The organism is Shewanella sp. SW32, assembly GCF_025653365.1.
GTDB lineage: Bacteria > Pseudomonadota > Gammaproteobacteria > Enterobacterales > Shewanellaceae > Shewanella > Shewanella oncorhynchi.
The window spans coordinates 180,386-207,108 of record NZ_JAKKSJ010000002.1 but is presented as its reverse complement, the minus strand read 5'-3'; the positions used below and the strand labels follow the sequence as shown (position 1 = coordinate 207,108).

General features: G+C 46.7%; 21 protein-coding genes. 7 read left to right on the top strand and 14 right to left on the bottom strand.

The genetic code is table 11. From position 1 onward, the window contains the following. The 4 genes from L5M28_RS02045 to L5M28_RS02030 all read right to left on the bottom strand — a co-directional run. Positions 1–174 (bottom strand): transposase (locus L5M28_RS02045; RefSeq protein ID WP_263148818.1); only part of this gene is annotated, 174 nt, incomplete at its 3' end. 337 nt (positions 175–511) lie between these two features. Next, positions 512–1,237, bottom strand: coding sequence for an amino acid ABC transporter ATP-binding protein (locus L5M28_RS02040; protein ID WP_028761645.1), 726 nt, complete (start codon positions 1,235–1,237; stop codon positions 512–514). Then, entirely contained in the window at positions 1,230–1,910 is a 681-nt protein-coding gene (locus tag L5M28_RS02035) for an amino acid ABC transporter permease (RefSeq protein ID WP_006085903.1), read from the bottom strand. The genes L5M28_RS02040 and L5M28_RS02035 overlap by 8 nt, the downstream gene beginning before the upstream one ends. A gap of 7 nt (positions 1,911–1,917) precedes the next feature. Next, positions 1,918–2,652 carry a basic amino acid ABC transporter substrate-binding protein gene (locus L5M28_RS02030; RefSeq protein WP_261272060.1) on the bottom strand — a complete coding sequence of 245 codons (735 nt, stop codon included), beginning with the start codon at positions 2,650–2,652 and terminating at the stop codon, positions 1,918–1,920. A gap of 433 nt (positions 2,653–3,085) precedes the next feature. Between L5M28_RS02030 and L5M28_RS02025 the strand changes: the two genes are divergently transcribed. Further along, a complete protein-coding gene (locus L5M28_RS02025) occupies positions 3,086–3,904 on the top strand; it encodes a hypothetical protein (RefSeq protein ID WP_263202298.1) in 819 nt (272 codons plus the stop codon). A gap of 8 nt (positions 3,905–3,912) precedes the next feature. Here the strand turns inward: L5M28_RS02025 and L5M28_RS02020 are convergent, their stop codons facing one another. Then, on the bottom strand, positions 3,913–4,803 hold the full coding sequence (locus L5M28_RS02020) for a LysR family transcriptional regulator (protein ID WP_028761648.1): 891 nt from the start codon (positions 4,801–4,803) through the stop codon (positions 3,913–3,915). Between the two features lie 122 nt (positions 4,804–4,925). On the opposite strand from L5M28_RS02020, the gene L5M28_RS02015 reads away from it, so the two are divergent. From L5M28_RS02015 to L5M28_RS01995, 5 genes are all read left to right on the top strand, one after another. Further along, a complete protein-coding gene (locus tag L5M28_RS02015) occupies positions 4,926–5,360 on the top strand; it encodes a CidA/LrgA family protein (RefSeq protein WP_263202296.1) in 435 nt (144 codons plus the stop codon). Positions 5,361–5,362: 2 nt separating this feature from the next. Next, positions 5,363–6,082, top strand: coding sequence for an LrgB family protein (locus L5M28_RS02010; protein WP_028761650.1), 720 nt, complete (start codon positions 5,363–5,365; stop codon positions 6,080–6,082). Positions 6,083–6,257: 175 nt separating this feature from the next. Further along, positions 6,258–6,749 carry a GNAT family N-acetyltransferase gene (locus L5M28_RS02005; RefSeq protein ID WP_263202294.1) on the top strand — a complete coding sequence of 164 codons (492 nt, stop codon included), beginning with the start codon at positions 6,258–6,260 and terminating at the stop codon, positions 6,747–6,749. 397 nt (positions 6,750–7,146) lie between these two features. Continuing rightward, complete coding sequence (gene pbpG / locus L5M28_RS02000) at positions 7,147–8,115, top strand: D-alanyl-D-alanine endopeptidase (RefSeq protein ID WP_105251600.1); 969 nt, start codon at positions 7,147–7,149, stop codon at positions 8,113–8,115. 164 nt (positions 8,116–8,279) lie between these two features. Beyond that, entirely contained in the window at positions 8,280–9,185 is a 906-nt protein-coding gene (locus L5M28_RS01995; protein ID WP_263202292.1) for a hypothetical protein, read from the top strand. Between the two features lie 29 nt (positions 9,186–9,214). Here the strand turns inward: L5M28_RS01995 and L5M28_RS01990 are convergent, their stop codons facing one another. From L5M28_RS01990 to L5M28_RS01965, 6 genes are all read right to left on the bottom strand, one after another. After that, on the bottom strand, positions 9,215–10,312 hold the full coding sequence (locus tag L5M28_RS01990) for a calcium:proton antiporter (protein ID WP_025008445.1): 1,098 nt from the start codon (positions 10,310–10,312) through the stop codon (positions 9,215–9,217). Positions 10,313–10,455: 143 nt separating this feature from the next. Next, entirely contained in the window at positions 10,456–12,768 is a 2,313-nt protein-coding gene (locus L5M28_RS01985; RefSeq protein ID WP_263202290.1) for a toxin-antitoxin system YwqK family antitoxin, read from the bottom strand. 159 nt (positions 12,769–12,927) lie between these two features. After that, complete coding sequence (locus tag L5M28_RS01980) at positions 12,928–14,658, bottom strand: toxin-antitoxin system YwqK family antitoxin (RefSeq protein WP_263202289.1); 1,731 nt, start codon at positions 14,656–14,658, stop codon at positions 12,928–12,930. A gap of 12 nt (positions 14,659–14,670) precedes the next feature. Continuing rightward, the gene (locus L5M28_RS01975) at positions 14,671–16,968 is read right to left on the bottom strand and encodes a hypothetical protein (RefSeq protein ID WP_263202288.1); all 2,298 of its coding nucleotides are present in this window, start codon (positions 16,966–16,968) and stop codon (positions 14,671–14,673) included. A 217-nt stretch (positions 16,969–17,185) separates the two neighbouring features. Next, on the bottom strand, positions 17,186–18,394 hold the full coding sequence (locus tag L5M28_RS01970; RefSeq protein ID WP_263202286.1) for a NupC/NupG family nucleoside CNT transporter: 1,209 nt from the start codon (positions 18,392–18,394) through the stop codon (positions 17,186–17,188). Between the two features lie 325 nt (positions 18,395–18,719). Continuing rightward, positions 18,720–19,667 (bottom strand): LysR family transcriptional regulator, encoded by a 948-nt coding sequence (locus L5M28_RS01965; protein WP_263202284.1) that lies wholly within the window; start codon positions 19,665–19,667, stop codon positions 18,720–18,722. A gap of 220 nt (positions 19,668–19,887) precedes the next feature. Between L5M28_RS01965 and L5M28_RS01960 the strand changes: the two genes are divergently transcribed. Next, positions 19,888–20,868, top strand: coding sequence for a dienelactone hydrolase family protein (locus tag L5M28_RS01960; RefSeq protein WP_263202282.1), 981 nt, complete (start codon positions 19,888–19,890; stop codon positions 20,866–20,868). Between the two features lie 142 nt (positions 20,869–21,010). Here the strand turns inward: L5M28_RS01960 and L5M28_RS01955 are convergent, their stop codons facing one another. Genes L5M28_RS01955 through L5M28_RS01945 form a run of 3 tightly spaced genes read right to left on the bottom strand, consistent with a single transcriptional unit; the run spans position 21,011 to position 25,727 of the window. Further along, positions 21,011–22,300, bottom strand: coding sequence for a cytochrome c (locus L5M28_RS01955; RefSeq protein ID WP_263202304.1), 1,290 nt, complete (start codon positions 22,298–22,300; stop codon positions 21,011–21,013). After that, the gene (locus L5M28_RS01950) at positions 22,300–22,833 is read right to left on the bottom strand and encodes a (2Fe-2S)-binding protein (RefSeq protein WP_006082848.1); all 534 of its coding nucleotides are present in this window, start codon (positions 22,831–22,833) and stop codon (positions 22,300–22,302) included. Before L5M28_RS01950 ends, L5M28_RS01955 begins: the two co-directional genes overlap by 1 nt. Beyond that, positions 22,830–25,727 (bottom strand): xanthine dehydrogenase family protein molybdopterin-binding subunit, encoded by a 2,898-nt coding sequence (locus tag L5M28_RS01945; RefSeq protein ID WP_263202280.1) that lies wholly within the window; start codon positions 25,725–25,727, stop codon positions 22,830–22,832. The genes L5M28_RS01950 and L5M28_RS01945 overlap by 4 nt, the downstream gene beginning before the upstream one ends. Between the last annotated feature and the right edge of the window lie 996 nt (positions 25,728–26,723).

The window sequence follows — 26,723 nt, the reverse complement described above, 5'->3', positions numbered from 1 at the left end:
TGGTGTGCCACCCTGGCGTTCTAGTTTTAACTGTCTCACCCATTTATCCATAGTGGACTTACCTACGTTCATCGCCTTTGCAGCTTCGATGATGCTATGGTTTTTATCGAGGACTAATTGGGCTGCTTCAAGTTTGAATTCAGCACTAAATGTTTTTCTGGTTGTCGATCTCATGTGTTCACCTAAAGTCATCTACGAGGTAATAATATCACCTCTATTTAGGTGGCCAAAATTAGTGTGCCACTACACATATTCACGGCGTGTCGCTGGAGACACAATGACAATAAACTCCCTGAACAGATAAACGGCTATTTAGCTTTTGTTCAATACCTATTAATTCAAAGGCATAATTTTTATGGTGTTGTGAAAGATGATTGTATCCTGACTTGTTTAATTTAGTCTTTGTCATAAACGTTGAATGTTAGGATCCTAATTTGAATCATTTACTCACTGCAGGCACTTATTAAAGTCACTGCAGTGAGCATGAGGGAAAGGACTTAAGCCGCTTAAGCTAGCGGAGTACCTTGCTTAAAAACGCTTGGGTACGGGCTTCTTTCGGGTGGCTAAATAGCTCATCTGGCGGACTAGATTCGACTACATAACCGCCGTCCATGAAGATCACTCGATCGGATACATCGCGCGCAAAGCCCATTTCGTGGGTGACAATGACCATGGTCATGCCCTTTAGCGCTAAATCTTTCATCACGTCTAATACATCCCCGACCATTTCAGGATCGAGTGCCGATGTTGGCTCATCGAACAGCATCAAGTCTGGTTCCATGGCCAATGCGCGTGCAATGGCGACCCTTTGCTTTTGGCCGCCCGATAAACTGGCGGGGTAGGCATTGGCTTTGTCACTTAAACCAACCTGTGCCAGTAGGTCGAGGGCTTTGGTCTCGGCCTGAGCTGGCGTCATTAGTTTTAGACTAATGGGCGCTAAGGTGATGTTTTGGATGACGGTTTTATGGGGGAACAAGTTAAAGTTTTGAAACACCATGCCCACTTTTTGCCGCAGTTTATCTACGCAGGCGTTTGGCGCTGTGATCAATTGACCTTCAATCTCGATATCGCCTTGGCTTGGCTGCTCTAACAGATTAATACAACGCAAAAAGGTACTCTTGCCACTGCCACTTGGGCCGATCACACTCACCACTTCGCCCTGACGAATATGCTCGCTAATGCCCTTGAGCACTTGGTTATCGCCGAAGTTTTTATGCAGGTTGGTTATTTTAATCACTTTGTTTCAACCTCTTTTCAAATTTCGACAGCACAAATGTGAAGCTGTAGGTCAGGAATAGGTAAATAAGGGCGCAGGTAAATAACGGCACACTGTCCTCGAAGGTACGGCTACGGATGATTTCACCGGCGCGCATAAGGTCAACACCACCGATAAAGCCAATGACGGCGGTTTCCTTGAGGAGCACGATAAATTCATTACCAAGTGCGGGCAGAATATTCTTAATCGCTTGGGGCAGAATAATCGATTTCATGGTCATTGCTTGGGACAAGCCAAGTGAACGTGCCGCTTCGGTTTGACCTTTATCAACGGCTTGAATCCCCGCGCGGATTATCTCAGAAATATACGCGCCGCTATTGAGACCAAAAGCGATAATGGCGGCAGTGATCTTATCGACATCTAAGGCTGAAAGCACGATGAAGTAAAGGATCACTAATTGCACAACTACTGGGGTGCCACGGATCACACCGACATAAAGATTGGCGGGGAAGCGGATATACCACTTAGACGACATCTTCATAAAGGTGGTGCCAATGCCTAACACTGCGCCTAATAACATGGCGAAGAAAGTGACGATTAATGTCACTTTCAAACCATTTAATATCAGCAGTATGCCTATCATGCCATCTTCGCCAATCGGGCTAAACAGCGAGGTATTAATTGCGTCTATCATGCTGATATCACTTTATATGGGCAGAAACGAGCGTCTGATATTGGCCGTTAGCTTTCATGTTAGCCAGTGTTTTATTGATGCTCGCCAACAGTTCAGGCTGCTCTTTTGACACGGCGAAACCATAAAACTCAGCAGGAAAATCCAGTTTGATCATCTTTAATTCAGGATTTTTAGCCAGATAGTTAGCGGCAGGTTCGCTGTCGAATAACACTAAATCTACCTTTGAATTTTTAAGCTCCATAATGGCTTCGAAACCCGTATTAAAGGCGGTGATATTTTGGGTGTATTTTTTCGACATAATGTCAGCGGTTGTGCCTAACTGCACCGCAAAGTGTTTGCCCTTAATATCTTCAAGCGTATGAATGCTATCGTTATCTTTGTTGACTAGTACCACTTGAGTCGCTTCGTAGTAAGGCTCAGAGAAATTTACGTTTGCTTGACGTTCAGCGGTTATCGTCATACCTGAGGCGATAAAATCAATCTTGCCTGAGTTGAGTGCGACGATCAGTGAATCGAATTTCATGTTTTCGACTTTCAGTGTCTTGCCCGCATCTTTAGCGATTTGCTTGGCCAGATCGATATCAAAGCCTTTGATTTCATCGCCACTTTGGCCGCCAACATATTCAAAAGGAGGGAAGGCGGCATTAGTGCCAACGACTAACACGTCATCGCTTTTTCCGCATCCAGCTAACAACAAGGTGGCAGTTAAGGTCAGGCCGCCTAATAACATGGACTTTTTCATTTAAGACTCTCTTGTTCGATTTCACTATCAGTGTGGCGACTATAGGCAGATGAGCATTAAGTGTCAATAATTATGCTGTTAATTTGATTAAAAATTCATTTCTATTTTGCAGTTTTCAGTCGCAAGATTGAGGGGTGCTGCTTTCCTGTACAAATTTGTGTGTAAGTTGTTTTTTCTGGGTTGAATTATTGTGCTTTGGTCTATAACTATTGTTACTGTTAGGTTTTTGGCTATCTATACTTCTGTGGTGTTTATTAGCGGCTTCTCAATGAGAGTGTCATAATTTGAACTATCGCCTATTATTCTTTGATTAAATTGGCTAGTTTAGCCGCTCTTTAACGGCAACCTTAGTTGGTGTTATTCCTATTTTATGCAGTTTAATCCTCTGGCTGATTTGATTATCAAGCTAGAAACGATATTTCAGGAGTCAAAAGTGAACTATCTCAACTCAGCATTAGTGTGTTTAGCCCTGTGCTTATCGAGTGCACTGCAGGCCGAAGAGCAAACTCAGTGGCATTACAGCTTAGGCAGCCATGATTTTGTGGTCGAGGATTCTCACACCTTAGGGGTGAATGCGAGTCTATTGTTAGAACATAAAACCCAAAGCGATATTTTGCTGACGGCGGCGCTGGATGCCTATATAGACGTAGATGTCGATAAACTCGACCCGGATCACATCCCTGTGTGGTTTAAGTCTGCCTATGCCGCGAGCGGTGAACTTTATCGTGTTAATCCCGCGTTTTCATTCGGTTGGCAGTTCGATTTACAGGGAAAGCGTAATACCGTTAGCTCGGTTGAGAAACAAGCTAAGGTATTTCCTGGGCTGACAGCTAACTTTGACGGACAACAATTACAGGCCCAGTTTAAGGCGGGTGCGGGTTATTATTATCTCGAAATCGATGACGATGTGCCTAGAACTCGAGGTTACGATCGTGGCGATTTTGGCAATGGTACGTTTGCTTATACCTTTATGGGAAGTTTAGGGGCTAATGTGACGCCTAAGCTACATATGCAAGTGGCCGCACAAACCTGGCAAGACGAAGACCAATGGTTAGAGAATCAATATCGCTTTGAGCTGAGTTACCAAACCGATTTTTGGCGGCCTAATAGCGTGTTAATGCTGAGTGCTGAGCACACGCAATACAATTTAGACCACTATGCCAAAGTCGATGTTAACTCGGCTGAGTATTTGCCTATTCTGCCATGGGATAGCGATACGCTAGTGCGTTTAAGCTTAGTGGTTCCTTGGTAAGAATAGGGTTATTTATGGGTTAAGTGCTTCTCGACTAAGGCGATCATGGCTTGAGCTGCGAAGGACAATACTTGGTCTTTGCGCCAAAAGAGCGATAGCTCCCAGCGCAGCTCGTCACTCGCCAGTGGGATATTTACGACGCCGGGCACGCTGTAGCGCCGCGCGATGGAGCGCGGTAATACCATAACCCCTGTGCCCGCGGCGACTAAGGCAATACCGAAATCGGCTTGGCTAACGCGGGTGATGTTTTTAGGGACAAATCCGGCGTGTCGGCAGGCATTGAGCACTAATTGATAGAGAGTGTATTCAGTTTCGAACATCACCTGAGGGTCGGCACTGAGATCGCTAAACGATAATATCTGTCGGGTGGATAACGGATTTTCCTTAGGCAGTACCACTACCATAGGATCGTTAAACACGCGTATGCCGTCATAACCCTCATCAAAATCAATAATCCCAGTGGCCAGTTCAATTTCGCCCTTTTGGATTGCCGCTGTTTGCTCTACCCCGCCACGGACGAGTAAGTGCATCTCTATCTGCGGATATTGCTGGCGATATTTGGCAATAATCGGGGCAAAAATTTCGGCACTACCTAGAGGAGCCAATCCGAGATTGAGTTCGCCCGCGGTTAAGCTGCGTTGGGCCGTGAGTTCAGCGAGCATGCGTTGTCGGCCAGCGAGTAACTCTTTGCCATGTCGATAAACAACTTCGCCCGCGGGCGTGAGTTTGACTTGGGTGCCGCGTTTACCGCGTTCGAGTAAGATGAGGTCTAGCTCCTCTTCCAATTGGCGTACGGCTTTTGATAGTGCAGGTTGGGTGAGATGAACTTTTTCGCTGGCTTTACCGAAGCCTCCAGCATCGACGATTTCGATAAAATAGCGGATAACTTTGAGGTCCATTAAGGTTCACCTTTAAATGTATTCTTAAAATTCATGCATTACATTCTTAATATTCATTTTTTTTATCAAATAGGCAAGCCTAGAATAGCCCTATAGAAAACTTTGTTCTAACCGAGAAAATCATGTCATTCCCACAAGCCGCAATACGTCAGTGTCGACATTGGGCTTTGTTATTAAGCCAAATCGGCCTCTTCTGTTTACTGTCCTTCGCATGTCACTGGTTCGCCACTTGGGTACATTCTCCTATTCCAGGAAGTGTGATTGGCTTAGGCATACTCTTATTTGTATTAGGTTTTAAACTTATTCCTGAAAATGCCGTGCAACTGGGCGCCGCTTGGTTGATTGGTGAGTTATTGCTGTTTTTCATCCCGCCAGTGATATCCGTTATTAAGTACGAAGGTTTGTTTGAGCAATACGGCACCAATATATTGTTCACTTTAGTGATGGGCAGTGTGTGTGTGATGTTTGGTACAGGCTTTGTGGTCGATAGAGTGTTTCGTTTTGAGCGCCAACTGAACATCAAAAAGCAAGCCCGTCGCCACGCTAAGGCGGCTTAATGATGACTGACTCAAAAGTGGTGGATTTTGTGTTGTCGCAGACGGGATTAGCCTTATTCAGCTTATTGCTGACCATATTCTGTTACTTCGGCGCCAAGCGTCTCTATAAGTACCATAGAGTCTGGTGGTTAGCGCCCATAGTGTTAGCGCCAATAGTGATTACCTTATTGGTGTTTAATCTTAAAATCCCGCTGCCAACCTATTTTGAATACACCCATTGGTTAATGGCCATGTTAGCGCCAGCAACTATCGCCTTTGCTTTGCCGATTTATCGTGAGCGTAACTTGATCCGCCAGTATCCGCTGACGATAGGGTTAGGTGTAACGGCCGGATTGTTTCTGGGGATGATGTCTTCTTGGCTGTTGGTGAAGTTTGTGCCCTTGCCGGTGGAATTGTCTAAGAGTTTGCTGGTACGTTCGGTGTCGACTCCCTTTGCGATGGAGGCGACCAGTGCCTTTGGCGGCGTGCCTGAGTTGACGGCTATGATGGTGTTAATTACAGGCGTTATTGGCATCTTGGTGTGCGATCCCTTATTTAAATTTATGCGTATTCGTACTTCGTTAGGTAAAGGTGTTGCTCTAGGGGCATCTGCCCATGGTGCTGGCGCCGCAAAAGCCAATGAAATCGGCAAGCAAGAGGGCGTTATCGCCAGTTTGACTATGATTTTTATTGGTATCGCTATGGTATTAGGCGCACCCGTTTTTGCATTGATTTTTATCTAGGCTTTGAATGCTATCGTGTGAGTTTTATGGCTTGAATTTACACACCTCAATTTCGGCAAATTTGCCTCTTCGAGCGCTAACTCCTTCTCGGTTATGCGCTTTTTTTTTGAGCTTACCTTCATAAAATGTGGCATGCTGTACCAAGTTGAAATACATAGTATTAATGGTGATACCTATGTCTAGTAAGTCAGACAAACAACCAAACACGCAATACAGCGTGAGTTTACGCCAGATTATTGAAAGTGATCTTGAAGCTATTTTTGTGCATCAAAGCGATCCCATTGCTAACCAGCTTGCTCAATTTCCTCCTCGAGATCGAGAAGCGTTTTTTAAACATTGGCATCAAAATATTCTGGGACAAGTGAATGTATTGCCAAGGGCGATAGTGGTCGATGGCAAGTTTGTGGGCAATATTAGGCATTGGCAAAGTGATGGACAAGCGCTGATAGGGTATTGGATTGACCGTGAATATTGGGGCAAAGGTATCGCGACACAGACCTTAGCGCAATTTTTGCCTTTAGTCAGTTTAAGACCCCTCTTTGCCCATGTGGCTAAACATAATTTAGCTTCACAGCGAGTGCTGCTCAGACACGGTTTTGTGCTGACAGACCAACTGATACAAGAGAGCGAAGATACTGAAGCTTTACTCGAATTTGTCTTACGCTAGCGGATAAGATGCTATAACGCGGCATTTTAGGGCGTATGTTAACGCTTTCATTCGCCTAAAATGACGTATTTAGATGCTTGAAACCACTGTTGTACAGGGACTTTTGTTAAAAGTGCAAAAAGTCGTCCATTATTTTCATTTCAAATTATTCTACTGAAAAAAGCCTCTTCCTAAGATTTTGTCTCTACTGCAATTGAAATGTCTAGAGCTAGATGCTTTATTGCTCTGGATTAGTGACAGGTTAAGCTGGTTTTACATAATAAAAATTGAGGAGAAACTGCTGATCTTGCAGATAAAAGTCTAATTGCATTCTATTTCTTTCACTGTAGAACTCCTATACTTAGCCAAAACCTGTGCCATAGCACAATCGATCCCTTATCTATTCAGTGAAATCTATATGAAGATCCGTTTTCTGCTCAGTAGTTTTATTCTTGCGTGCAGCAGTCTCACCGTTGCCACGACAGCGCATTCAGCCGATTCGGCCTCTGTCGCATATAAAAGCACCAAAACTCAATCGACAGCAAAAACGAAGCAAGCACCATTAAAGCAAGAAATTGCAGGACGTAGTGCGATAGTCGTGGACTTAAAAACCAATGAAGTGCTTTATTCCAATAATCCTAATGCAGTAATGTCAATTGCATCTGTCACTAAGTTGATGACAGCTATGGTGGTACTGGATGCAAAGTTACCTATGGAGCAAAAGCTTGCGGTAAACATCCGTGATACCAAAGAAATGAAAGGTGTTTATTCTCGAGTTCGTATCGGCAGTGAAATCAGCCGTAAAGAAATGTTATTGCTGACCTTAATGTCATCAGAAAACCGTGCAGCTGCAAGTCTTGCACATCATTATCCCGGTGGTCATAAAGCTTTTATTAAGGCGATGAATGCCAAAGCAAAAGCGCTGGGAATGAAAAATACCCGCTATGTTGAACCTACAGGTTTATCCTATAAAAACGTTTCGAGTGCCAGTGATCTGATTGTATTACTTAAGGCCAGTGAAAAGTACCCTATGCTAGGCCAGCTGAGTTCGACCGAGAAGAAGACGGTTACCTTTGCCAACCCAAGATACAGTTTAGATTTTCGTAATACCAATCGTTTAGTTTATAAAGATAACTGGGATATTCATCTAACCAAAACAGGCTTTACGAATGCTGCGGGGCACTGCCTTGTGATGCGTACTGAAATGGCAAAACGCCAAGTGGCATTTGTCGTGCTCGATGCTTACGGCAAATATACTCATATTGCGGATGCTAACCGTTTACGTAACTGGCTAGAGACTGGCAAAGTCACTCCTATTCCTGCTGAAGCTAAGCAATACAAGAAACAACGTAGCCAGCAGCAATTAGCTAAGTTGAGTGAGACCTAGTTTCTCGGTTGCAGCTTTATAAAAGTACAAACATAAAGGCCAGATGAGCAATCAATCTGGCCTTTATGTTTTAACGCTTTGAGTTTCTATTCAATTTTGGTAAATTTATGATGGATTTGAGCGTACCATAGTCGTTATTTTATGTTCTCAAGGATGACATTCGTGTGGATGTATTTTTAAAAAAAATTCAACTTATCTATTTTCCCTTCTTATTTCTCAGCCTGTTATTTGTTTCTGGTTACAGTTTTGTCCATTGGCTGTTGTTGGTTAACCTTGAGTTTTTTAGCCTAGATGAAGATATCGTTAATTTGTGGCTGCCGCAGATACTGTCTTGGGTATTGTCGATCATTTATATCCGGCCTAGGCTAAAACGACTCAAGTTTGTTAAAGATAATTCGCGCTTTTTCTATTTATTGATCGCGGTGCAATTAATGGCTGTTCCTTGCATTGTTGCGCAGGAATATCTCAAGACGACCACGGGGAAGTTAACGCAATTAGCATCGATACAAGAATTGTATCTCCATAAAAATACTCAGTATTATCAGTTGCAGCAATCTTATATTGATAAGACGCAAATTGGTTTGCAGCGAAGCCTAGAGGTTACAGGTAAACATAGTAGTCACTTAAATATGGCACTGTATATCGCTATGCCGATTTTTGCCGAGCGTGCAGACAGTTGGCATGCTAAGGCCCTCGCTTGGTATGGTAAAGTTTATCAGCAGGAGATCAGTAATCGACTTGAACCCAATGAGAAAGAAGCGCAATTCAAAGCGTTTTTGGCTAAATCCCTAAATGAGTTCAATGAGTTGGACCCCCAGAGTTTTGTTTACCTTGAACGATTAGCTCCATCCTCACTTCGTTCAGAGTTGCTCAGCGCCGCACAAAAAAGTCCGCTTTATCAAGCTGAACATCAAACGATTTTTATGCCCAAATTTGAACCATTTGAGGCTCGTAATGGCCATAAGTTAGTGTGGATTTTTATCTGGTTTGTTGTTGGCGCTTTAGTCTGGTTTGTACTCTTACTGCGGGTCAATCTGGATGAGAAAAGCGTAAAGCCGAGACGCAAATAAATCACGCTCGGCCTTGGATTTAATAAAGTTTAGGCATGTTCAAACATTAAGAACAAGTAAACGATAAACAAGACTATATGAGTCGCGCCGTGCAATGCATTGGTGCGACCGCTGCTAAAGCTTACCTTACAGACCATTAAACTGGTGATTAACAGCACCATGTCGGCGGGTGACAGGCCTAAATGGACTTCTTGATCTATCACGCTGCCAATAATTAATACCGCGGGGACTGTGAGTGCAATCGTCGCGAGCACTGAGCCAAAATACAGATTCATTGCCCGCTGTAATTGATTGTTTAACGCGGCCTTAAAGCCTCCCACAGCTTCGGGGGATAAAATCAAGCAGGCCACAATAAAGCCGCCTAATGCCTGTGGAGCGCCTAGAGTTGCTACGCTGTAATTGATAGGCATAGCTAAGGTTTTTGCCAGCAAAATGACCACGAGCAAGTAGCCAATTAATAGAATCGTATGGTAAGCATTGCTGCGTAGTATGCCGTGGTGTTCCTCATGGTCTTCATGATCGGCATCGACAAAGAAATGGCTGTGGCTCTTCGTTTGTACCACTAAAAAGACGCCATAGAGCAGAATCGAAATAATGATCAGCATCCAAGACATGGCTTTAGACATGCCGCCAATAGTGCCACCTTCGGTAAAATTAGGCAGTACTAAACAGAGTAGGGCGAGGGGGATAATCGCCACGAGATAGGATTTTACGCCATCTAAATTGAAATGCTGGGTATGGTAACGCCAGCCGCCAAGTAATAATGTAAAGCCCACTAAGCCATTGATGATCAACATGACGACGGCGAACATAGTGTCGCGCGCCATGACAGGGTTGGGTTCTCCGGTCAGCATCACGGAGGAGATCATCACCACTTCGAGTGAAATGACCGATAAAGTTAAGATTAAGGTGCCATAGGGATCGCCAAGCTTAATCGCTAGTGCATCTGAGTGGCGTACCACAGAGAAAATAGCCCAAGTCACTACACCCAATAGGGCGAGTGAAACGGGAATATAGGTCGAGAGGGCGGTGCCATCGGCGAGTAAGCTATCGCCACCGGTTTTAAAGAATACTAAGGTCAGTATTCCCAGTAGCAGGGCTAACTCGTCTTTCATAAATGTCTTCATAGGCAATTTGTCCTAAACGAAAAAAAAGGCCGTTAGTATAGACACTGGTTATGGCACACTTTGCATGAAACTTCCTTTAGATTTGGAGTTAAGGATAAATGTTTGAACTAGATCGCTTTTTAATCTAAAACCCCATTTTTAAGCTAGCCATGGTGTTCTGTTTTAATCAGCTTGCCGAGTTGATCATAATGATTCCAATCCCCTGATTCTCGATCGCTGAGATAACTGCCTTCAGTGCGTTTTTCACCATTAGGCCAAAAACTTTGCCATAGACCTTCCTTGCGATCCCTAAGATAAGTGCCTTGTTCGGCTAACTTGCCATTGTTGTGGTAATAGCTAGCATCGCCTTCTTTTTGGCCTTTCACCCAGGTTTCAACGAGTTCTGGCTTACCGTTCTGGTGATATTGCTTCACTTGACCATCAAGCGAACCCTTAGCATAAGTTGCCTCTAATTTGAGTTGGCCGTTACTGTAATATTCTTTCGTTTGGCCATGGTTTTGACCCTCTAAAAACTCAGTGCTAGCAGCTTGCATCCCATCCTCAAACCAACTTTCCCACAATCCAGTTTGATTACCTTTATCCATAGCACCGCTAAGTTTTAGTTGGCCATTGTTGGGATAGTACTCGGCATACGGGCCTGTTTTGTCATTTTTATCATAGGTTTCTGAGCGGTAAACCACTTGCTTAAAGCTGTAAAACTCTCGAATTCCATGGCGCTTGTTTTCCTGCCAATGGCTTTTTTGCTGGATATTCCCCTCGGGGATTGTGCCATAGGTAGGGTCTTTTTCTTCGTAGCGATAATCCGTCCATAGACCGGTTTTTTGGTCGTCCAAATACTCCCCTGTCACACGGCGGCGTCCGTGGTAATACTCTGTATAGTTACCATTAAGTTTGCCATTGGCGAAGGTTTGCTCCCGTTGTTTCAGGCCTTCGCTGTACTGTATCCATAGGCCTTCTTTATTGCCGCTTTGATATGTGCCTTCTTCATTGGGATCACCATTGGCATACCAGCGGGCGAAATGGCCATCAAGAGGGTAACGACTGGCATTGTCTTTTTTATCCCGTGCGTAGTGAGATACTTCCCGAGGTTTACCGTTATCGTAAAATGACTCATATTTTCCGACCCATTGGCCATCGATACGTTCGCCGCGCTCACTCACTGTGCCGTCGTCAAAATAGGTTTCTGATTTCCCTGTTGGTTTACCTTCAACGTATTGATCTAGCGTCCGCAGCTTGCCATTGTTGTGGTGACGGCGTGATTCACCGTGACGCTGCCCTTGTCGCCATTGCTCGGAGGATTGCAGCTTGCCAGCGTGATAGCGCTCAAATTGGCCATCCTTAATTCCCATGTCGTAGTGGCTTTTTTCGAGCAGATGACCTTCGGCATCATAACGCTCCGATGGTCCATGAAGCGGGTATTGGCCATTGTCAGTCAGCTTTGAGTCTTGGTAGTTACGTAATTCTTTAAGTTGGCCGTTGTTGTGGAAATATTTTTGCGTACCGGCGAGTTGATCCTGTTTATAGTTGAGAGCACTAGTGAGAATGCCCTCGGCATTAAAATATTGCTGTGGCCCGTCTAATGCACCATTAACATACTGTTCTTCAACTTGTAATTTACCTGCATCATTAAATTGCTGGCATTTCCCTTGGCGTTGCCCAGCGCTATATTGGCAGCGGCTGGCGAGTTCACCATTGGGGTAAAATGTCCGTTCTTCACCCTCGAGCAGATTGAGATTAAACTGGCTGCTGCTCGATTTAGTCCCGTCATCGAAAAAGGTTTCCCATGCTCCTTGGCGACGGCCTTCTGCATCGAAGCGGCCCGTCACTGTGGCTTGTCCATTGGGATTTTGTTCTAAATAAGAACCTGAGAGTTGGTTGTTCGCATAGCTCTGGCTTTGGGACAAGGTGCCGTTTTCATAGAAACTTTCCCATTTCCCGTGACGCAGGTTATCGAGGTAGCTTTCTTGGGCTTGCAGTTTGCCACTGTTATAGAAACGTTTTACTTGCTCCTTTTTACCGTCTTTATAGCGCGTCGTTTGGCTGAGATGGCCGCTGCTGTTGTATTCCTTCCATTCGCCCGTGGGCACGCCTTTGGCAAATTGCTGTTCCTCAGTAACGGCGCCGCTCAAATCGAACATATGCCAAGTGCCATCTTGATAACCCTGCTGATAGTTTCCTTCGACTAGCTTGCTGTTATTGGTATGAAATACTTGCCATTTACCATTAGGGATCCCCTCGGAAAACTGCCCTAAGGTATAGCCTTGGTTATCGCGCACTATGGCGATATCGCCATTTAAGGGCATGCCAGTGGCGAGATTGTAATAGCTGGGAATTCCGTCCTGTTGGCGGATTTCGACCATCATGGAGGAGAGATTTTGCGCTGCTTGTACATGGACACTGGTTAAGCTGGCTCCCGCAATCGCGAGGCTGATAAAGCGAAATGGCGTATTGAACATGCTGATTCCTTGCTCTGTTCTGGGTCTTAAGGCCGCGCGGTTTGCGGCCTATACAAGAATCCTAATTTTTTGCTGTTGAGTTTATTTATCGGGTTGTGCACTTATATACAGTGCACAGCGCCAAGGGTTAAGTTAATCGATTAAGCGAATATGCTTAGGCTAAAACATCGGGAAACCAGAGTCTGAAGTGACCACAGGTGGTGGTGTTTCCTGATTTAAAAACTGCCCATGATTGTAGCTATTAATCACCTCTATCCAGCCATGTTCCTCAAACTCGTATTGCTTACCATGAAGTTTGCCTTGCTCGTCATAATTGGCGATTTGGAGCACATAGTCCTCAGATGAGCGCAATTCCCAATGGCCGACTTGTTTGCCTTGGTCGAAACGACCATACCAATAGCGTCTTTCAGGATTGGGTATTGGGCGGAAACCGTACTCACCATCGGTAAATATCCAATCGCCATCCTGTTGACCATTGCGGTACTCGCCTTTTTCATACAATTGACCATTGTTGGCGTAACGTTGCACTAAGCCGTCGGGGTTGCCATGGTTAAAATTTATTAATTCAAGCAGTTGCCCTGAACTTGTCTGATTACGAAACTCACCATGGAGTTCACCATTGTCATCATAGCTAAAGGTGAGGCTGGTATCCTCTTGCTGCTTCTTCCATTTGCCTGAGGGCTTGTCATTGGAATATTGACCCTGCTCGGCCACCCAACGCTTACCGGTTTTATGGTCGATTTTCACCATTTCATAGGGGCCTTCACGCTTGCCCTCGTTAAAATACTCGCGGGAAACGGTGTTTACATCAGTTTGGTCGAAGGATTTAATATGTAAGCCAGTCAATTTTTTATCGAGTTCCTCGCGACGATTCACTAACTCGCCTTGCTGGTAGTCTTCGCTGAGTGACCAGTTTTTGAGTATGTCGTTTTCTGTGCTCTCAATCAGTTGGCCCTTGCTAAAGCGCTGCTGCTTACGATAAACCCAGCGATTACCTTGGTATTTGCTGTCGGTGGTTTTTTTTATTTGCCCTTGCTCATCGTATTCGATGGATTGGAGGGCATCCCCTTTATCGTTGGTCACTTCCTTTAATTTGATCTGACCATTTTCATAATAAGTCAGTTGCTCACCGACCTGATAATCAGCTTGATATTGGTAGTGACGCTCGACTTTGCCATTGTCAAAATATTCAAAATAGTCACCTTGCCTTTTGTCTTTAACGAACTCTTGGGTCGAGATGACTTGCCCATTCAGGCCCCAAGTTGTCTCAGTGCCATGCAATAGGCCATCAACGCGATGTGCTTCACGGTTAAGTTTGCCAAGATTAAAATATTGACTCACACAGGTCGGGTCATTGCAGATCTTGGCGGTGACTTCACCTTCGGGGCCAAAATGTTCGCTGATGCCGACTGCCTGTCCATCTTTAAAGGTGGTTTTGTAGCGGATATTGCCGCCATTCCAGTAAGCGGTTTCGAGGCCTTGTTTCACACCATTTTCATAGTGCGACTCAGTATATAATTGGCCGGTGGCAATGTATTTTTTAAGCAAGCCATGAAGTTGGCCTTGCCCATTGCGAAAGCCTTGCTCGTACGGCTTGCCATCCTCAAAGTAACATTGATAAGCACCGCGGAATTGTTCGCTCGCGAGGGTTTTACCGATTTTGTTATCGGCGAGGGCACTGGCGCAGAAAAGCATATCGTTATTTTTGTAATAAACCTCAGCCTTATAATTGCCGTCGATCACTTCGGTCGATTGTTTTAGATAGTATTGAGCCTGTTTTTCATCTTTGACAACCTTCCAATGGGCATCGAGTAACACTTTTTGTGCATTGGCATGGGTGCTGATAAGTACGAGTGCTCCAAGGAGCCGTTTTACTGTAAATAGACGCATAACCGCTCCTTTTTATGGCAAAGGTTTAAAGGTGAATTCATAGGGGATGTCGACGGGGTCTTTAGAGATCGTCATATAACTCACCTTCGCTGCGGGGCCTGCGACACTTAAATAGCGACCATCGATCAGCACCTCGTTAATTTGCAGCTCAGTATTTTCGGGGAGTCGAATGGTTAACAGATTGCCTTGGGCATCTTCGACCTTAAAGTAATTTTTAAGATCGCTACTCGGCTCATTGCCATATCCAGTTTGCGTCAGCCAAGACTGTAAATCGATTAACCAAGGGCGGTCAGTCACGGGCAGTTCTAAAGGCTGCCAATGGATATCACCTTGGCACCGGATCTTGCCCTTGATCTGTTTATCATAGAAGAACTGCCGCTCGCGGTCGGGCGTCATCAGGGTATAGGCTGGTCCGTTTGGGGCATTATGCTCAAACAGCCAAGTGACTTCGTGTTTCCCCTCTTTAAAACCTTGTTCTATTTCAGGTTTACAGGCACTCGCTAATGCGGCTGACATAGGAATATACAGATTATGGCCATTTTCAGTCTCAGGTTTTATCCCTTGGATCGCACTGATTTCGGCGTTTGATGGCTCAAGATCTTGATAGAGGAAGTTATTGAGGCTCGAATCGCCAAACTCGCTTAAGGGATTGGCCAGATTTTGGTTGTAGTCGGTAAAGGTCACAAAGCGGATGTTCTTGGTTTGGCTTAACTCCGGCTGTGGCTGGTTCTCTACGATTACAACGGTTTTAGGGATCTCATCTAGCTTAAGTAACAGGGCGCGGGTGCTAAGGTGATGAGGATCATCGACACCGATTAATTCCCCCAGCAGTTCCTTATCCGTCACTGTTAACCATTGGGGATAATCACCATCGCGACGGGCTTCGGCCATCTTTCCTTTAAATTGCTGAAAAGGAAGGTTAATGTTTTGAGTGTTACTCTGCTTTGTTACGACTTTAAATAGCTTTGCCTCGGCGTCGAGCACCTGAATGGTGAGGCTCGCATCGCCGAAGGCGTAAGGATTCGCGACCAGTTCATCCCACGACTTTTCGACTATCTTATTGCTTTCGGGGATAAGGGTTAGCTTGGCGGTGATATGATCTATCTGTTTGAGTTTATTGGCGGTGTTGTCCCAGCCTGTGGCGATAAGATCCACCGAAGACTCAATCGAGCGGTTGAAATTCATCGCCACACCTCTGCTGTGCTGCCAGAAGTGAATGTCTATCGGATTTCCACTGGCATCAAAGGCGGCTAAGTCTTCATAATGCACATTAGCAACCACATATCGCGGGCTTATATTATGCACAAAGCGCAATTGCAGCACTTCTGGAGTGTCAGCGCCCCATGGGCCAATATTATCAAGAATACCTTGTTGATCAGGTAATAAGGATTTTATAAAGTCCTTATCATGGGCTTTATATTCCCGAGGAACATCGCTAATCGGGTAGAGCTCTTTTTGCAGATCATCTATATCACGCTCGGCATCGTAGTTAGCGTCGGCATGCCAAAGCATGTTCATGATATAAGGGCTATCCTTGGGCGCCATGGCGATGCGGCGGGTAATGGTACTGCCTTTGCTCTCTTCCTGTTGAAAAAACGCCATGCTCTCTAACCAGCCGGTTTTGCGGTTAAGCTCGAACTTGCCATAGGCCTTAAAGTTGTCTTTCTCACCTTGTACTACTGCAAATAACTTATCTTCGGTCACTTGCTCAACCGTCCAAGTTAGGCGTGCATCCATGGGGGCGCTGATGCTATAACCGACCCTAGGCTCAAGTGCTACAGGCAAGGTTGGAGCTTGTTTAAACAAGCTATTAAGATTCACCCAGTGGTCAAATAATTCCTTGATATCTTTTTGATCCATCTTGGCAATGGGAGTCAGTTGGCGGACTTCACCATTGTTAAATTCCACATTAAAGCCATCTTTAACCAACTGAAAGATTTCATTAGAGTTACCTTTAGGGTCGATATTACTCACCGGAATCGGCATGCCATAATCGCTAATTTGCAGCATATTAGGTTGGATAAAAAAACGGGCGTTATGGGTTAACGGCGTTGTTAAGCTGGTCGCCTTACCCTCTGCATTCTGTAATTGGTAATCCAGCAGCAGTCGTGCCTGCAGCACTTTGCGGGTTTCAAAGCCATCATTGAGGTTTATGGTGGAAATAATCTGATATTCGTGCTCTGTGGGTATGTTGGTATTAACTGAATTGGAGGGTGACGTTGAGTTATCGCAGGCGGTTAACAAGAGTGTTATCCCTGCCATTGTCAGTGTGATTGCGGCGTTAACTGCCTTGTATTTCGCTATGGCCATTCGTACTCCTTTGGCTACGCATGTTATTGAAATGTAAACTCATTAATCTTTTTCTGGCGACATTATACACAAAAAATATCTGAGGCATAAAAGAAAACCCAAACCAAGCTTGCTTGATTTGGGTCAGTGTCTAAAGTGGTTTTGCTGCGCGAGAGTGGCTAACTTAGTGGTTAACTCAATAGTGAGATGATCACCTAAAAAAGCCCAAGCTGACGGACTACAGCGAGAGGATCACGCTGGCAATGGCCGCACTCATTAGATTGGCAAATACACCCGCGGCAATGGCGCGAAAACCATTACGGGCGATAAATTCGCGGCGCTCTGGCACCATGCTACCCAGCCCACCGATCAAAATCGCCATGGTTGAAATGTTCGCAAAACCACACAGGGCAAAAGTCACAACGGCCTGAGAATGGGCGCTCAGTTGGTCTTCGACTTTCATTAACTGAATAAAGGCCACAAATTCATTCACTACGATTTTTTGGCCAATGAGTGAGCCTGCAGTAATGGCCTCATGCCAAGGAATACCCAGCAGCCACGCCATAGGGGCGAACAGATAACCGAGTAAAAATTCGAAGCTTAATTGGTAACCGAACCATTCACCCACAGCGCCTAACATGCCGTTTAGCAGGGCGATAACACTGACAAAGGCCAGTAGCGTGGCACCAATCCCCACAGAAATCCGCATGCCAGACATAGCGCCATCGGCTAAGGCTTCAACCACATTGGTGGCGCGTGGCAGTTCGACGGAGGTGATTTCATCGGCGCTGTGTTTGTCATTGTCGCTAGGCGGCATGAGGATTTTAGCCATCAACAGACCCGCGGGTGCCGACATAAAGGCGGCGGCGATCAAATAGTTAAGATCGACACCTAGCGCGGCATATCCGACTAAGGTACCGCCCGCGACTGAGGCTAAACCACAGCTCATGACCGCGAAGAATTGCGAATCGCTCATATGCTTTAAATAGGGTTTAATCACCAGCGGCGCTTCAATCATGCCGACGAAGATGTTTGCCGTGGCAGATAAAGACTCGGCGCGGCCCGTGCCCAGTAAACGCTGCAGAGCACCACCAATAATGTTGATCACCTTAGGCATTAACCCAATATGGTACAGGGCCGAGATCAGCGCCGAGAAGAAGATGATGATACCTAACACATTGATCGCAAATACGAAGCCGACTTTACCCGTGGCGAGATCGCCAAACAGGAAGCCAATCCCTTCGTTGCCATAGGCTATCACGCTCGACACCCCCGCAGTAACGGATTGCAATACGGCCTTACCTGCGGGGACGTAGAGCACTAACAGGGCAAATAGAATTTGTAAGCCTAGGGCTAAAATCACAGTGCGGTAGGGAATATTCTTGCGGTTCACTGACAGTAACCAAGCAAAAAACAAGATACTTATCATGCCTAATATCGCGGTCATAAGGGGTTATTCTTTTGAGTTAAGGAAGAAGTCGCGCATTGTAGGCCGAGTCGCAGTAAGGGCAAGTCGAGGGCGTTACTGGGCTGTTACGATAAAAGTGTTGAAAATAGCAACAGTTTAACTTGCTGTTTATGCAGGAGAATAAAAGCTATTTTAGCTACTGTTGCCCAGAGGAAATAATATTTGTGCCTGTGGCAATAATCGACATCATGCCACAGGCGGCTTTGGACTGGTGTCGTCGTCAGTGCTGGTTTGAAATGCAGCTTTAAGTGACTGTTGCTTAAATGACTGTTGCTTAAATGACAGTAGCTTAAGTGGCTGCAGTTTAAGTGACTGTCTTACCTAACCAAGGTTTGAGCTTTTTATCCCAGTAGGGCGGGTGGCCGATATGGGACTTTAAACACTCGATTATCACCTTGTACTTAGTCGGTAAATGGCGCCGCCTTGGGTAAACCACATAGACGGGCATCTGTTGCAGTGGTTTCCAATCGGGTAAGAGTTGGATCAGTTTTCCGCTTTGAAACTCATCACTGAGTAAATACGTGGCCACATAGCCTATGCCGCGCCCCGCAATCACCGCATTGCGCACGGCTTCGGCTAAGTCGACACGGTAATTTCCCGCCACATGCACGGTTTGTTCTAGGTCATCCTTAGCAAAACTCCAGCGATCATAATTACGGCTCTTGCTTTGATAGATAACGCAATTATGTTGCGCTAACGCCTGTGGATGGTGTGGCACGCCATGCTTGAGTAAATAATCGGGAGAGGCGACCACCACAAAGTTAGTCTCGGCAAGGTGCTGGGCGATATAACCTTCGTTCAACTGTTCATGGTTAGTGATCCACAGATCGAGGCCTTCCTCTAGCATGTCGGCCTTATGGTCGAACAGGCTCAGCTCAAATCGCAATTCGGGATACTTTTGCTGCAACACTTCCAGCGCGGGGATGATGTGTAAGGTGCCAAAGGATTGAGAGGAACCTAAGCGAATCGTCCCGCTAATGTCGTCACGGGCATCCAGCATCATGGCATCGGCATTTTGCGTTGCTTCAAACACTTGCTCACAATAACGCGCAAATTGCTGGCCCGCGTCAGTTAACACTAAGGTGCGCGTGGTGCGTTGCACTAACAGCAAGTTCAGCTCAGCTTCCAACGCGCCAATTTGCTTGCTGACATAGGAGGTCGAGGTTTTTAACTTAGCTGCCGCTTGGGTAAAACTGCCACTGGTCACCAGAGTGTGAAATATCACCATCTGGCTAGCTCTATGTTGTATCACGCCAAGCCCTCTAGAATCTAAATCGCTATTTTAAGCTAGCCTAGCCTTAACCGACAGTCGTTTGTGCCAATCATGTGTTATTTCAAACCAAGCTTACAAAACAGCACACGTTAAAGTCAGTTGCCCTAAGTACGATTCTTCCTTTACTCTTGAGTTAAATCTTAACACCCACAAGCTAGGGAAGTGATCTGTGGTTAGCTTGTTCAACGGAGGAATAACGATGACACAGCAAGACAAGCAAGCCGTAGCAGAAAAAAGCCAGATGAGTGTTCAAAAAATACAACCGATACCGCAGGAAGCCTTTGACTGGTATGACGAATATGCCCACGGCATTATCGACCGCCGTGAGTTTATGGGGCGGCTTGCAGGACTGGTGGCGCTAGGTTTCACCATGACGATGCTCACGGGCGCACTCTTGCCGAACTATGCACTTGCTGAGCAAGTCTCCTTTAACGATCCCAGTATTCAAGCCAGTTATGTTAAGTTTCCCTCGCCAAATGGTTACGGTGAAGGGCGCGGCTACTTAGTCATGCCCGATGAGTTATTGCTCGCGGGCAGTGCCGCAGGTGAGCCGAAAACCTTAGATCCCACTAAAAAAGCCGCAGTGGTATTAGTGGTGCACGAGAACCGTGGCCTTAATCCCTATATCGAAGATGTGGCTCGCCGATTAGCCGCGCAGGGTTATATCGCCTTCGCCCCCGATGCACTTTATTCCTTAGGTGGTTATCCGGGTAATGATGATGCGGGCCGCGCCATGCAAAGCAGTTTAGACAGAGCCAAAATCGAGCAAGACTTTATTGCCGCTGCGCAGTTTTTAAAATCTCATCCCCAGAGCAATGGCAAACTCGGTGCCGTAGGTTTTTGCTTTGGCGGCTATATCGTCAATATGCTGGCCGCCACGATTCCCGATGAACTCAATGCTGGCGTACCTTTCTATGGCACGCCAGCCGCAGTGGAACTGCGTAGCCGAGTAAAGGGGCCACTTATGTTGCAATTTGCTGGGCTCGATCAGCGGGTAAACGACACTTGGGCCGAGTACGAAACCCAGCTAAAAACCAATAAAGCCGATTATGTCGCTTATCTTTACCCGAATGTGAATCACGGTTTTTATAACGACTCCACTGGCCGATACGATAAAGCCACCGCCGAACTCGCTTGGGCGCGCAGCTTAGCCTTCTTCGATACTCGACTGCGTGGCTAAGTGAAAGTGAAGCTCCGCTTACTCTGATCCCGCTTACTTTGATTAAGTCGATGAGTGACCGATTCTCGCGCTCTATATCATTCAAGCAAAAGCCGACACTAGAGTCGGCTTTTATCTTAAATCTCCCACATACCTATGTGGGTTAGTCGTGCTCGAGGATCACTTCTTTTAAGCTTTGGATGGTTTTTACATCGAGATTACCAGCTTGTGTGCTCCAGGTGAGTCTTAGGTAATTGGCTAAGTCTTTAATCTGCTCGTCGCTTAACTCATCAGCATATCCCGGCATGGCATAAAAGCTGGTGGTAGCGTTGTAATGCTGGCTTTGAATACCTTTTAGCATCACGGCGACGATATTGTGCGGACTCGCTTTATCTAAGGTGGCGTTACCTGCCATCGCGGGCGCGACATTAGGACGACCTTCACCATTTTGGCCATGACAACCGGCGCAGTAACCTTTGTAGAGCGTATAACCTGGCAGTTCAGGTTTATGGCCGTTAAAGGTGAGCGGATCCGGTTTAAGATCATCGTCGTTATCGAGCAGATAACTGCTTACCGCGCGCATATCATCATCGGTTAAGTGGCTAAAGCTGTGATACACCACGGGATACATGCCGCCAAAGACGGTGCCTTTGCGGGAATAGCCTTCGGTAAATAGCGACTTAAGATCCTCATGGGTCCAGTTTTGCCTGTTAAGCTCAGCGGGGCGAATGTCCGATGCCTCTAGCCCTTCGATAATCGCGCCCTCAAAGTGCTTGTCCTGCTCCATGGCAAACAGCGTGTCTCTTGGGGTGTGGCATTCACCGCAGTGCCCTAGGGCATTGACTAAGTAATTGCCGCGGTTCCAATGCTCACTTTTTTCCTTGCTCGGGGTAAATTCCTTAGCATCGTGTGCGACTAAGTTCCAAGCTTTTAGGCCAAAACGCAGGTTAAACGGAAAGTACACATCATTGTCGCGATTAGCTTGCTTGATAGGTTTAGTACTCATCAGATAGTCATAAATCGCCTGAGTGTCTGCGTCCGTGAGCAGGCTGTAGGAAGTGTAAGGCATAGCAGGATAAAGGTTGCCGTTGACGCCAACACCGTGGTGCATGGCATCAAAAAACTCCTCGTAACTGTATTTGCCAATCCCAGTTTCTTTATCTGAGGTGATATTGGTCGAGTACACAGCGCCAAAGGGGGTTTCGAACGGCAAACCGCCCGCGAGTTCGCGACCGCCGACCGCAGTATGGCAGGCCACACAGTCGCCTATCTTCATCAGATACGCGCCGCGTGCGATGTCGTTATTCGTATTGCCACCTTCATCGGCAACGCTGCTGGAACAGGCGAGTAAACCTAGCCCTAAACTCAGGAGTAGATTGTGGCTCAACAGATTTTTTATCCTACTAATGTGCGGGAAATAGCGCGAGAAATAGCGCAGATTGGCTGATGTCATCACAGGGTTAGCCCCTTAGTTTTGAGGATCAGATCTTTGACCGCCGCATAGTATTTTACGTAGCCAGTACAGCGGCATACGTGTTCACTCAAGGCATCTTCAACGACTTTTTCAACTTGATCTTTAGCGATAGGTTGTCGCTCTAATCGCTCAAGCAGTGCGGTCGATTCGTTGACAAAGCCCGAGGTGCACCAACCACATTGAAACGAAAAATGCTCCAAAAAAGCCTCTTGCACTGGGCTCAGGGCGGTGATTTCGCCAAGGGAGTTTTGTCTAGCATGACCTTCGACAGTGCGGACGCGTTTACCATTAAAACGCTCAACACCATTGATGCAGGTACGCACCACTTCACTCATGCCTTGCTCGTCGTCGACGATCACTGTACAGGCGTGGCATACGCCTGCGCCGCAACCAAACTTAGTGCCTGTGAGGTTCAAGTATTCATGTAGAAACTCAATCATCATCACACCATCGGCGACTTCAATCGGGCCTACGGCTTGGTTATTAATGGTCAGTTTAATAGACTGGCTCATGCCATGGCCTCCTTAATTTTTTTCGCTGTCATAGGTAAATCGTAAAAGCGGACATGGGTTGCTTGATACACGGCTTCAATCAGCGCCGCGACCACAGGGATCATCACCACTTCGGCGATACCACGGCTGGGATCGTTATCAGATAACTGCGGCAATATGGTATGACGTTGATCCCACACGCCCACATGCCGCGCTAACGGCACCTGATAGCGATTGAGGTTCCACGTACCATTGCCGGCGCCTGCTTCAAATGGCGGTAAGCCTTCATGCAGTGCATGGCCTATTCCCATCGCCAGACCACCTTGAATTTGCCCTTCGACTAATTCTTTAACGATCACTTTGCCCGCTTCTAACCAAGTATGAGAACTCAGCAGCGTGACTTCGCCATTGCCTTCGTTAACGGCCACTTCAACCAAAGTGGCGCAGGGGGCGTAGTAAGTCACCATGGCATTGTTCAGCTCGGCTCTGGGATAACTCATGGCTTGACGATCGATCAAGTGATAGCCGTTAGACTTCATGCTGGCTTGGCGCGCTTTGATACTCATAGTCGTGTCGGAAGTGGCCGCAAACGTCGCGTTCCCTTCGCCGTATTGCAGCGCCAGCGCATCCAAGGCTAAACGTTCTTTAGTGCCAAGAATGTCGAAATCGGCTTCGGCCCAAGCCCAGCGATTAAAGGCATGGCCCATCACGCCGACCACTAAGCCCATGTCGTGGGCGCGTTTTGCGAGGATATCGATCGACAGCGGCGGAAAGCCCAAGGCGGTTAACTTGCCATCGACCCAGCGACCATCGCGGGCGTTATGCAAATTAGTCGAGCCCATTGGGGTGTTAAAATACAACTCGTTCCAAATCGATACTGCCGCAGGCCACAGGCCGTGACGGTAGATAACGTCGGCGGCGATGCGGGTGACATGACTTTGATAATAGGCCGACATAGATGCCGACGAGGCCATGGCTTTAACCGGTGTCCAGCGTGGATTGGCCGCCATTTCATCTTGGCGTTGCTGCGAAATAATATAAGGATTATCGGTTTGCACTAATTGCATCGCATCCCAAATATCCACTTCGGCGAGTTTTACTTCATCGGCAAAGTTGCCTAGAGCATCGCTGATTACGACGGCTTGGGAGGTTTGCGTGCCTGTGCCCATTTCGATAAAGCCGATTTCTAGGGTGATTTTTCCGTCTTTAGCTAGGCGAACCGCCGCACTTGGCGCTGCTGCACCCGTACCATAATCTTTGGTGGCGATACCAAAACCGACGCCGTAACGCATTCCTGGATGTTTGGCCTCATAGTCCTTTTTATTCACCGCGCGGTTTTGCCACACGGGAGCTTGCTCGGCCATGTCGAGCATTTCGCGGTAACGCAAAGTACCGTTAGGAATCGCACCTTGAGTATTACGCTGGCCAGACTCCATCACGTTGGCTGCGCGCAGTTTAAAGGGATCAACCTTTAGCTCGTCGGCGATCTCGTGGATCATACATTCCATCGCCGTCATCGATTGCAGCGTGCCATAACCACGCATCGAGCCCGCATCTGGATTACGCGACGCATAGGCGGTGGCGATAATATCGTTGCGCGGCGTGTAATAAATGCTTTGCATCGCTGTTGCGCCAACCGAGGTCACAGACGGAGTAAAGTTGACTCGTCCGCCGCCATCGACTGTCATCTGCGAAGTTAAGGCTTGGATTTTTAAGGTCGATTTATCCACCGCTAAGCGGCTTTTCATGATGAACGGATGACGCTTAAGGCCAGACTGGAATTGCTCGAATCTGTCATTGGCGAGTCGGATTGGCCCTTTGGCATAAACGGCCGCGATCACGCCGTAATAAGGAAATATCGAATGGTCTTTCGCGCCAAATCCACCGCCGATATAAGGCGAGTGCACCACAAGATGTTTTACCTTGCCAGCCAGTGGGCTAGATAACAGCATGTGCACTGCCATCTCTTGAAAGTCCTGCGGCGACTGCGAGGTAATAACCGTATGAAATGTTTGGCTAGCCGCATCATACCAGCCGTTAAAGGCTTCGGGTTCCATCATCATAGGATCGATGATCTGGGTGCGATATTCCCGCTCTAACACTTGCCATTGTTGATTTGCTTGGGCGCTAGCAATCTGCTTATCTATCTCACCCGCATAATAAAGCCCGCGCTCAGACACTGTCCCTTTGGCATTCGGATTACCTAACCATTCTGGCTTGCGATCTTTTACGCTAGGGAAAAACAGCCCATCGTGGAGCGGGCTATATAAATCTTCCCTTGCGCCATTTTCACCTTCAACTCGAATAAGGCGCCAGCTGGCGTAAGGGTCTTTCGAGTCCGACACAAACGGCGTTTGCTCACCAAAGCGCAGTAAGGTCTGGTCAAATTGCAGCAAGGACTTAGCTTGCTTAAAGGCGGGGAAACTGTCGAACAACAATATCGCCACCGCATGACCTAAGTAGTCAGCGGTTTGCCCTTCGGCTAGTAACATGTTGTCACCGTAAAAATCGGGCAGCTTGATTTTATCACGGGCCAGATCGGCCGCAGTGATCACTTTATAGGGCTTAGCAGACGCAGGTAAGTGGTCCAGGGAAAAGCCTTGATAAACATGGGAGGCATCGGCGGCGCGAAGTATAAAAGCGTAACCTTGCTGCTTGGGCCAGCCCTCCATGTCCATAGCGCGGTAATCACGGCCATAGACTTTTTGGCCTGTGACCTTCGCTATGCCGTCGTTACGAAACTTAGGTTTAGATTGACCATTAACCTGAGTTTGCCATTGGGCTGCCAGTTCAGGGGAGACAATCGCCGCATTCGCGCGACTCATTTCCCACAACAAAGGGGCCGAATATACGGCAACCCCGCCAATCACACATTGCTTGATAAAGGTCCGGCGTGATGTATTAGATGGTTCCATATCTCAACCTCAGTTGTGCTTCCGTGTAATATCAGCCGCGCTGCATGGTATCGCCCGATATAAGCTTGTTGTCGATCGACTTTTTATTGATTGTTGCGACATAGCTTTGATAAACACTGAATGTAAATTTACATTAGCCACGTTAGCATGTAGGGCCGAAAATGCAAATTTAGGCGGCTAATCGTTGCAGTTTTGGCCAAGCTAAATCAGAGTGTAAAGCCCGTGCTATCAGGCTTTTACAGTGATGTTTGCACTGTGATTCAACTCAGTTACTTTATGGCTGAATTTTGTTCAGTGCCCTTTAGCCAATGTGTGCACTGCACCTAATTTTCGCATGTCAAAATTGGCCACTTGCCAAAACAAGACCGCCCGTCACGGCAAGACTTCATTGCCACCGCAAGATCAAGAGATAGTGCTATTTGATGGCGACTGGTTTAGTCACATGCATTCATATCAACATTGTTAAATCAGTGCTTACTTAATTACTTGATTTGTAATGCTAAAGTTATAGACAAGTGTACGCTATGTCGCTATCTTAGGTTTTTAACAAGGATGAGCTTTAATCGCGTACCCGCGATTCGAGTCACTTGCATCAGGACGATGTGTCTTTTCTCTTTCTTAGATACCCAACTCCTCCTGCAAATTCGTGAATATGCTTTGGCACTTATGCTTGTTGCCACAGTGCTTATTGGCATTGTGCTCAATGTTCAGCAGTGGACGTTTTGAATTGGTGCAACCTTGTTTTGATTGATGGCTTGGCTGACGGATGTTGGCGAAGTGCGGTAGCAATGGGGAAGCTTTGTCGGTTCACAAATTAGTTAACTAGTAATTTTGCGGCCTAGCGGCCGAGGTGAATCAAGGTCGTGGGTCTTCAACCCACACCCGACCAAGAGGGGATCAACAGCAATTCCCTCTTGGATCTCCCTTGCCGCCCCCCAACGGAGTTGAAAGCCCCTTGTACTCATTGGCAAATTTGCTATCGCTTCCGAAGGATGC